Below are 7,416 nucleotides of genomic sequence, written 5' to 3'. Positions count from 1 at the left end.
CGGAGCCTGGGAGCCGGGCCGGAGGCAGGAGGCCTCCGGGGGACCGTGGGCGAGCGGGGCGGAAGCCCCAGGGACCGAGGCCCGGCAAGCTCGCGGCCCCGGGCACGTGGGTGCGCGGGGCCGCGGAATCGGAACGGACGGGCCGGGTCAGTGCGTGGGCGCGGTGACCGGCGGGAGTTCCGGGTCGACGCCCTGGTCGCCGGCGTCCGCGGTGTAGTCCGACGGGCTGGTCTCGTCCACGCCGTCCGGGGCCTTGGCGGCGCGGAGGACGAAGGTGAGGACCACCGTGACGAGCACGTTCAGGACGATGGCGGTGAAGCCGATGTAGCCGATCTCGCCGATCAGCGGCATCTCGGCGGAGGAGCCGCCGAAGTGCTTCTGCGTCGGGGAGGAGACCAGGTACGCCTGGTAGGTGCCGTAGATCATGCCGACCGCCCAGCCGGCGATCAGGGCCCAGCGGTGGAACCAGCGGGTGAACAGGCCGCCGACCAGGGCGGGGAAGGTCTGGAGGATCCAGATGCCGCCCAGCAGCTGGAAGTTGATGGCGACCGTCTTGTCCATGCCGAGGACGAAGACCAGCGCGCCGACCTTCACCAGCAGCGAGACGATCTTCGAGACCTTGGTCTCCTGCTCCGGCGTGGCGTCCGGCTTCAGGAAGTCCTTGTAGATGTTCCGGGTGAACAGGTTGGCCGCGGCGATGGACATGATCGCCGCCGGGACCAGCGCGCCGATGCCGATGGCGGCGAAGGCGACGCCGGCGAACCAGCTCGGGAACATGTTCTCGAAGAGCTGCGGGATGGCCAGCTGGCCGTTGGCCACCTGGATGCCGGCCGCGATGGCCATGAAGCCGAGCAGCGCCAGCAGGCCCAGCATCAGCGAGTAGAGCGGCAGGATGGTGGTGTTGCGGCGGATGACCTCACGGCTCTTGGAGGAGAGCGTCGCGGTGATCGAGTGCGGGTACATGAACAGCGCGAGCGCGGAGCCGAGCGCCAGGGTGGCGTAGGTCCACTGGCCCGGCTCGGCCGGCACGAGGGCGCCGGTCGGCTTCTCGGTGACCGGGTTGATGGCCTCGAACTTGCCGCTCGCCGCCTCGAAGATGGCGTCGAAGCCGCCGAGCTTGATCGGGATGTAGATGATCGCCACGGCGATCACGAGGTAGATCAGGGTGTCCTTGACGAACGCGATCAGCGCGGGAGCCCGCAGGCCGGAGGAGTACGTGTAGGCGGCCAGCACACCGAAGGCGATGAGCAGCGGCAGGTCCTTGATGAACCAGTGGGTGTTCTCCCCGCCGCCGACGCCCATCACGTCCAGCACCGCCTGGATGCCGACGAGCTGCAGGGCGATGTACGGCATCGTGGCGAGGATGCCGGTGACCGCCACCGCGAGGGAGAGGCCCTTGGAGCCGTACCGGCCGCGGACGAAGTCCGAGGTGGTCACGTAGCCGTGACGGTGCGAGACCGACCACAGGCGCGGCAGGAAGGTGAAGATCAGCGGGTACACCAGGATGGTGTACGGCACCGCGAAGAAGCCGGCCGCGCCACCCGCGTAGATGGCCGCGGGGACGGCGACGAAGGTGTACGCGGTGTAGAGGTCGCCGCCCAGCAGGAACCAGGTGATCCAGGTGCCGAACGAGCGGCCGCCCAGGCCCCATTCGTCCAGCGAGTTCTCGTTCGCGGCCTTGCGCCACTTCGCCGCCAGGAAGCCCATCACGGTGACGGCGACGAAGAAGAGGCAGAAGACGACCAGTGCGACGACGTTCACGCCCTCGGTCATGACGACGCACCCCCGTCCTTCGTGGAGGAGTGACGGGAGGCGGCGCGACCACGCTGGTCACGGCGCCACAGGACGTAGGCGACCATGGTGAGCGCGGTGGAGATCAGGACCCACGCCATCTGGTACCAGTAGAAGAACGGGATGCCGATGAAGGTCGGTTCGACCTTCGCGTAGGACCCCACCCACAGCATCGCCACGAAGGGCGCGAGCAGGCACAGCGCGATGACGACCCGCACGGGGGTCACCGTCCCTCCGCCTGCCCCTGATGATTCGGACATCGAACAGCTCCATTGCCTCTGGCTGATTGGCGTCGGCAATGTAAGTGACGCGGCACACACCTGGATAGCCTCGTTCGCGTTGCGAATCGGTAAGCGTGCGTGCGGGGCCGCGTCGGCGCGGTCAGTCCTCCGGGCGCCGCAGCCGGGCGACGAACTTGTACCGGTCGCCGCGGTAGACCGAACGCACCCATTCCACCGGTCCGCCGTCCATGTCCAGCGAATGACGGGAGAGCATCAGCATCGGAAGGCCCACGTCGGTGCCGAGCAGCCCGGCCTCCCGCGGCGTGGCCAGCGAGGTCTCTATGGTCTCCTCCGCCTCGGAGAGCCGGACGTCGTAGACCTCGGCCAGTGCCGTGTACAGGGACGTGTACTTGGCCAGGCTGCGGCGCAGTGCGGGGAAGCGCTTGGCCGACAGGTGGGTGGTCTCGATCGCCATCGGCTCGGAGTCGGCCATGCGCAGCCGCTCGATGCGCAGCACCCGTCCGCCGGGGGTCATGTCCAGCAGCCCGGCCAGCGTGTCGTCGGCGGTGATGTACCCGATGTCCAGCAGCTGCGAGGTGGGTTCGAGGCCCTGGGCGCGCATGTCCTCGGTGTACGAGGTGAGTTGCAGGGACTGGGCGACCTTCGGTTTGGCGACGAAGGTGCCCTTGCCCTGGATGCGCTCCAGCCGGCCCTCCACCACCAGCTCCTGGAGCGCCTGGCGGACCGTGGTGCGGGAGGTGTCGAACTCCGCGGCGAGGGTCCGCTCCGGGGGGACCGGGGTGCCGGGCGGCAGGGTCTCGGTCATCTCCAGCAGGTGCTTCTTCAGGCGGTAGTACTTGGGCACGCGCGCGGTCCGGACGACGGCTCCGCCCTCGCCCTCGGCGCTGCTGACGTCGGTGCTCATCTTCCGCCTCTCGTCGGGGCCTTCCGTGGGGGGTGAGGAGGGGGAGCGCCTACGCTCCGTGATCCCCGCGAAGATCCTGTATACCGTCGGCCGCTCGCTTTGGTCTAGTCCATAGCGCCACTGCGATGATTGGTCTACCCGCCCGCCCATCCTCGCGCGGAGGTCGCCCCGGGAGCGAATCCCGCAGGAACCCTGCATATCTCGGAAGCGTCACGGACCTCCGTGCCTGTGTTCCGACTCCTTGACAGCCCTATTGGTCTGGGCCAAGCTCCCCCTACTGGTCTACACCATTGGTCCAGGTCCCGGCCCCACGGGCAGTACACGTCGGCAGCAGCACGCGGCTCTTCGGCACCGAGGTGGGCAGGGGGGTATGTGGCATCCCTGAGGAGGGTGGCGTGAAGCGCAAGCTGACAGCCGCGGCGGTCGCCGCGGGCATGATGGTCTCCGTCGCGGCGTGCGGTGGCTCGGACGGCACTGACGATGCCAAGTCCGGCAAGGACGGCTTCAAGGGCGAGACCCTGACCGTCTGGGCGATGGACGGGTCGACGCCCGAGCAGTGGCAGAAGGACCTGACCGCCGAGTTCGAGAAGAAGACCGGCGCGAAGCTCAAGATCGAGATCCAGCAGTGGAACGGGATCCAGCAGAAGGTCACCACCGCCCTCTCGGAGAGCAACCCGCCGGACGTCCTGGAGATCGGCAACACCCAGACGCCCGCCTACGCGGCCACCGGCGGTCTCGCCGACCTGACCGACCTCAAGGCCGAGATCGGCGGCGAGTGGACCGAGGCCCTCAACAAGTCCTCCGTCTACGACGGTGTCCAGTACGCCGCTCCCTGGTACTTCGCCAACCGCGTGGTGATCTACAACAAGGAGATCTGGGACGAGGCCGGCATCAAGGAGACCCCGAAGACCCGGGACGACTTCTTCAAGGCCCTCGACGCCATCGAGAAGAAGACCGACGCCGAGCCGATCTACCTGCCCGGCCAGAACTGGTACTTCTTCACCGGCCTGACCATCGGCAAGGGCGCGGAGCTGGTCAAGAAGGACGGGGACAAGTGGGTCTCCAACCTCTCCGACCCGAAGGTCGCCGAGGCGGCCGAGCTCTACAAGAAGTTCCAGTCCTACTCCAAGGCCCCCAAGGACAAGGACGAGGCCACCCCGCAGCAGGGTGAGGTCTTCGGCAAGGGCAACGTCGGCGCCTTCATCGGCATGGGCTGGGAAGCCGGCATCGCCATCGAGGCGGACAAGTCCATCGAGGACAAGATCGGCTACTTCACCATCCCCGGTGACACCGCCGAGAAGCCCGAGGGCGTCTTCCTCGGCGGCTCCAACCTGGCCGTCGCCGCGGGCAGCAAGAAGCAGGAGCTCGCCAAGGAGTTCCTGAAGCTCGCGCTGTCCGACAAGTACGAGGGCCAGCTGGCCAAGGAGAACGGCGTCCTTCCGAACAAGGAGGCGCTCAACTCCAACCTGACCGGCAACGCCGCCGCCGAGGCCGCCGCCCCGGCCGCCGCGTTCGGTGGCACCACTCCGCTGATCCCGTCCTGGGCCCCGGTGGAGAACGACCCCAACCCGATCAAGACGTACCTGACGGCCGTCCTGAACGGAAAGTCGCCCGCCGAGGCCGCCAAGCAGGTCGAGGACGAGATCAACAAGCGTCTCGCGCAGACCAGCTGAGCGATGTGACGCCGGGGGCGGCCCTGAGGCCGCCCCCGGCCATGTCTCGATGACTTCACGGAGTGTGTTGTGACTGCGCAGACCGAGCGCTTGGACGCGGACCCGGCTGCCGGGTCCCCCGTGTCCGTCAAGATCCCCAACGGCTCGGGGAGCGGCCGCCCCAAGCGGCGCGGCGAGTCGTCCGCCCCCTACCTGCTGCTGATCCCGTCGCTGCTCGCCACGGCGGTGCTGCTGGGCTGGCCGCTGGTCAAGAACCTGGTCATCTCGTTCCAGAACCTCAACCCGCGCCAGCTCATCCAGCACCTCACCGAGTGGACCGGGTTCAGCAACTACCAGGAGGCCCTCGGCAGCGAGATCTTCTGGCGCGTCACGCTGCGGTCGATCGTCTTCACCTCGATCAACGTGGTGCTGATCATGGTGCTGGGCACCCTGATCGGCCTGCTGCTGGCCCGCCTCGGCCGCCGTATGCGCACCTTGCTGCTGCTCGGCCTGGTCCTCGCCTGGGCCATGCCGACCATCGCCGGCACCACCGTCTTCCAGTGGCTGTTCGCCCAGCGGTTCGGCGTCGTCAACTGGATCCTGGCCCAGCTCGGCTGGGAGTCCATGGCCGACTACAACTGGTTCGGCAGCCAGGTCTCCACCTTCTCGGTGATCATCCTGCTGATCGTCTGGCAGTCGATCCCGTTCGTCGCGATCAACCTCTACGCGGCGACGACCACGATCTCCAAGGAGCTCTACGAGGCCGCCTCGCTGGACGGCGCCGGCGCCTGGAAGAGCTTCACCTCGGTGACCTTCCCGCACATCAGGCCGTTCCTGTGGGCGACGACCTTCCTCGAGGTCATCTGGGTCTTCAAGGCCCTCACCCAGGTGTACGCCATCAACCGCGGCGGACCGGACCGGCTGACCGAGATCCTGCCGCTCTACGCCTTCGTCGAAGGGCCCGGCAACCAGCACTACGGCATGGGCGCGGCGATCTCGTTCCTGACCATCGCCATCCTGCTGGTGCTGACCGCCTACTACCTGCGTACCGTGCTCAAGCAAGGGGAGGACGAGCTGTGAACCGCTCGCTGTTCGCCCGCACATGGCCAGGCACCCTTGCCGTGCTGCTCTTCGTCGTCTTCGTCTTCCCCGTCTACTGGATGTTCTCCACCGCGTTCAAGCAGCGTGGCGACATCGTCTCCGAGACCCCGGTCTTCCTGCCGCTCGACGGCACGCTGGAGAACTTCCGCACCGCGTTCGCGGCGGACCACTTCTGGACGCTGGTGGGCAACTCCGTCACGGTCACCGTGCTGGCCGTGCTGATGTCCCTGGTGATCGGCCTGGCCGCGTCCTTCGCGCTGGCCCGGATGAAGTTCAAGGGCCGGCGCGGGTTCGTCGTCGCCTTCATGATCGCGCAGATGGCCCCCTGGGAGGTCATGGTCATCGCGATCTACCTGATCGTGCGTGACGCCGACATGCTCAACAGCCTGGTGCCGCTCACCCTGTTCTACATGGTGATGGTGCTCCCCTTCACGATCCTCACGCTGCGCGGCTACGTCGCCGCGGTGCCCAGGGAACTGGAGGAGTCCGCCATGGTGGACGGCTGCAGCCGGCCGCAGGCGTTCGTCAAGGTGATCTTCCCGCTGCTGGCGCCCGGCCTGATGGCGACCTCCCTGTTCGGCTTCATCACCGCCTGGAACGAGTTCCCGATGGTGCTGATCCTCAACAAGGACGTCGAGATGCAGACCCTGCCGCTGTGGCTCACCAGCTTCCAGACCATCTTCGGCGACAACTGGGGCGCCACCATGGCCGCGTCCTCGCTGTTCGCCGTGCCCATCCTGATCGTCTTCGTCTTCCTGCAGCGCAGGGCCGTCGCCGGGCTGACCTCGGGCGCGGTGAAGGGGTGACCCGCCGATGACCACCACGGCACCACGCATGGACACGCTCACCCGGGACGCGCTGACCGTCCTCCAGCCGGGCTTCACCGGCACCACCGCCCCCGACTGGCTGCTGCGCCGGCTGGGCGAGGGACTCGCCTCGGTCGGCCTGTTCGGACGCAACATCGCCTCCCCGGAGCAGCTCGCCGCGCTGACGGCACGGCTGCGCCAGGAGCGTGAGGACGTCCTCGTCGCCATCGACGAGGAGGGCGGCGACGTCACTCGCCTGGAGGTCCGCACCGGTTCCTCCTTCCCCGGCAACCACGCGCTGGGCGCGGTGGACGACGTCGACCTCACCCGCCGGGTCGCCGCCGAGCTGGGGCGTCGGCTCGCGGAGTGCGGCGTCAACCTCAACTGGGCGCCGTCCGCCGACATCAACTCCAACGCCGCCAACCCGGTGATCGGGGTGCGCTCCTTCGGCGCCGACCCCGCCCTGGTCGCCCGGCACACCGCGGCCTACGTCGAGGGCCTGCAGTCCGCGGGCGTCGCCGCCTGCACCAAGCACTTCCCCGGCCACGGGGACACCGCGGTCGACTCGCACCACGCGCTGCCGCGGATCGACATCGATGCCGAGGTGCTGCGCGAGAGGGAACTCGCGCCGTTCCGGGCGGCGGTCGCGGCCGGGTCGCGTGCCGTGATGAGCGCGCACATCCTCGTCCCGGCCCTCGACCCCGAGTTCCCGGCCACCCTGTCGCAGCGGATCCTCGGGGGGCTGCTGCGCCGGGAACTGGGCTACGACGGGCTGATCGTCACCGACGGCATGGAGATGCGCGCGATCGCCGCCACGTACGGCATCGAGCGCGGCAGCGTGCTCGCCGTCGCGGCGGGCGCCGACGCCATCTGCGTGGGCGGCGGACTCGCCGACGACGAGACGGTGCGGCGGCTGCGGG

At 68.5% G+C, this 7,416-nt stretch carries 7 protein-coding genes; 4 read left to right on the top strand and 3 right to left on the bottom strand.

What is annotated here, in order from left to right; genetic code table 11:
- Nucleotides 1–147 precede the first annotated feature (147 nt).
- From mctP to HW445_RS13265, 3 genes are all read right to left on the bottom strand, one after another.
- Complete coding sequence (gene mctP, locus HW445_RS13275) at nt 148–1,773, bottom strand: monocarboxylate uptake permease MctP (RefSeq protein WP_180221227.1); 1,626 nt, start codon at nt 1,771–1,773, stop codon at nt 148–150.
- Nucleotides 1,770–2,051, bottom strand: coding sequence for a DUF3311 domain-containing protein (locus HW445_RS13270; RefSeq protein WP_180221226.1), 282 nt, complete (start codon nt 2,049–2,051; stop codon nt 1,770–1,772). The genes mctP and HW445_RS13270 overlap by 4 nt, the downstream gene beginning before the upstream one ends.
- A 121-nt stretch (nt 2,052–2,172) precedes the next feature.
- Nucleotides 2,173–2,937 carry a GntR family transcriptional regulator gene (locus HW445_RS13265; RefSeq protein WP_151771337.1) on the bottom strand — a complete coding sequence of 255 codons (765 nt, stop codon included), beginning with the start codon at nt 2,935–2,937 and terminating at the stop codon, nt 2,173–2,175.
- 395 nt (nt 2,938–3,332) lie between these two features.
- Between HW445_RS13265 and HW445_RS13260 the strand changes: the two genes are divergently transcribed.
- The 4 genes from HW445_RS13260 to HW445_RS13245 all read left to right on the top strand — a co-directional run.
- Nucleotides 3,333–4,610: an extracellular solute-binding protein gene (locus HW445_RS13260; protein ID WP_180221225.1), complete on the top strand. Its 1,278-nt coding sequence runs from the start codon at nt 3,333–3,335 to the stop codon at nt 4,608–4,610.
- Nucleotides 4,611–4,730: 120 nt separating this feature from the next.
- Nucleotides 4,731–5,669 (top strand): carbohydrate ABC transporter permease, encoded by a 939-nt coding sequence (locus tag HW445_RS13255; protein ID WP_374939642.1) that lies wholly within the window; start codon nt 4,731–4,733, stop codon nt 5,667–5,669.
- On the top strand, nt 5,666–6,496 hold the full coding sequence (locus tag HW445_RS13250; RefSeq protein WP_180221223.1) for a carbohydrate ABC transporter permease: 831 nt from the start codon (nt 5,666–5,668) through the stop codon (nt 6,494–6,496). The genes HW445_RS13255 and HW445_RS13250 overlap by 4 nt, the downstream gene beginning before the upstream one ends.
- Nucleotides 6,497–6,503: 7 nt before the next feature.
- On the top strand, nt 6,504–7,416 hold a 913-nt coding region (locus HW445_RS13245; RefSeq protein WP_180221222.1), incomplete at its 3' end, for a glycoside hydrolase family 3 protein.

Origin of the sequence: Streptomyces sp. UH6 (assembly GCF_013421635.1) — a bacterium.
Taxonomy (GTDB): Bacteria; Actinomycetota; Actinomycetes; order Streptomycetales; family Streptomycetaceae; genus Streptomyces; species Streptomyces abyssomicinicus.
This window is presented reverse-complemented; position numbering and strand designations above follow the sequence as displayed.

Coding starts and splice junctions, on each gene's coding strand:
- mctP (WP_180221227.1), bottom strand. CDS start 1,773: ATGACCGAGGGCGTGAACGTCGTCGCACTGGTCGTCTTCTGCCTCTTC.
- HW445_RS13270 (WP_180221226.1), bottom strand. CDS start 2,051: ATGTCCGAATCATCAGGGGCAGGCGGAGGGACGGTGACCCCCGTGCGG.
- HW445_RS13265 (WP_151771337.1), bottom strand. CDS start 2,937: ATGAGCACCGACGTCAGCAGCGCCGAGGGCGAGGGCGGAGCCGTCGTC.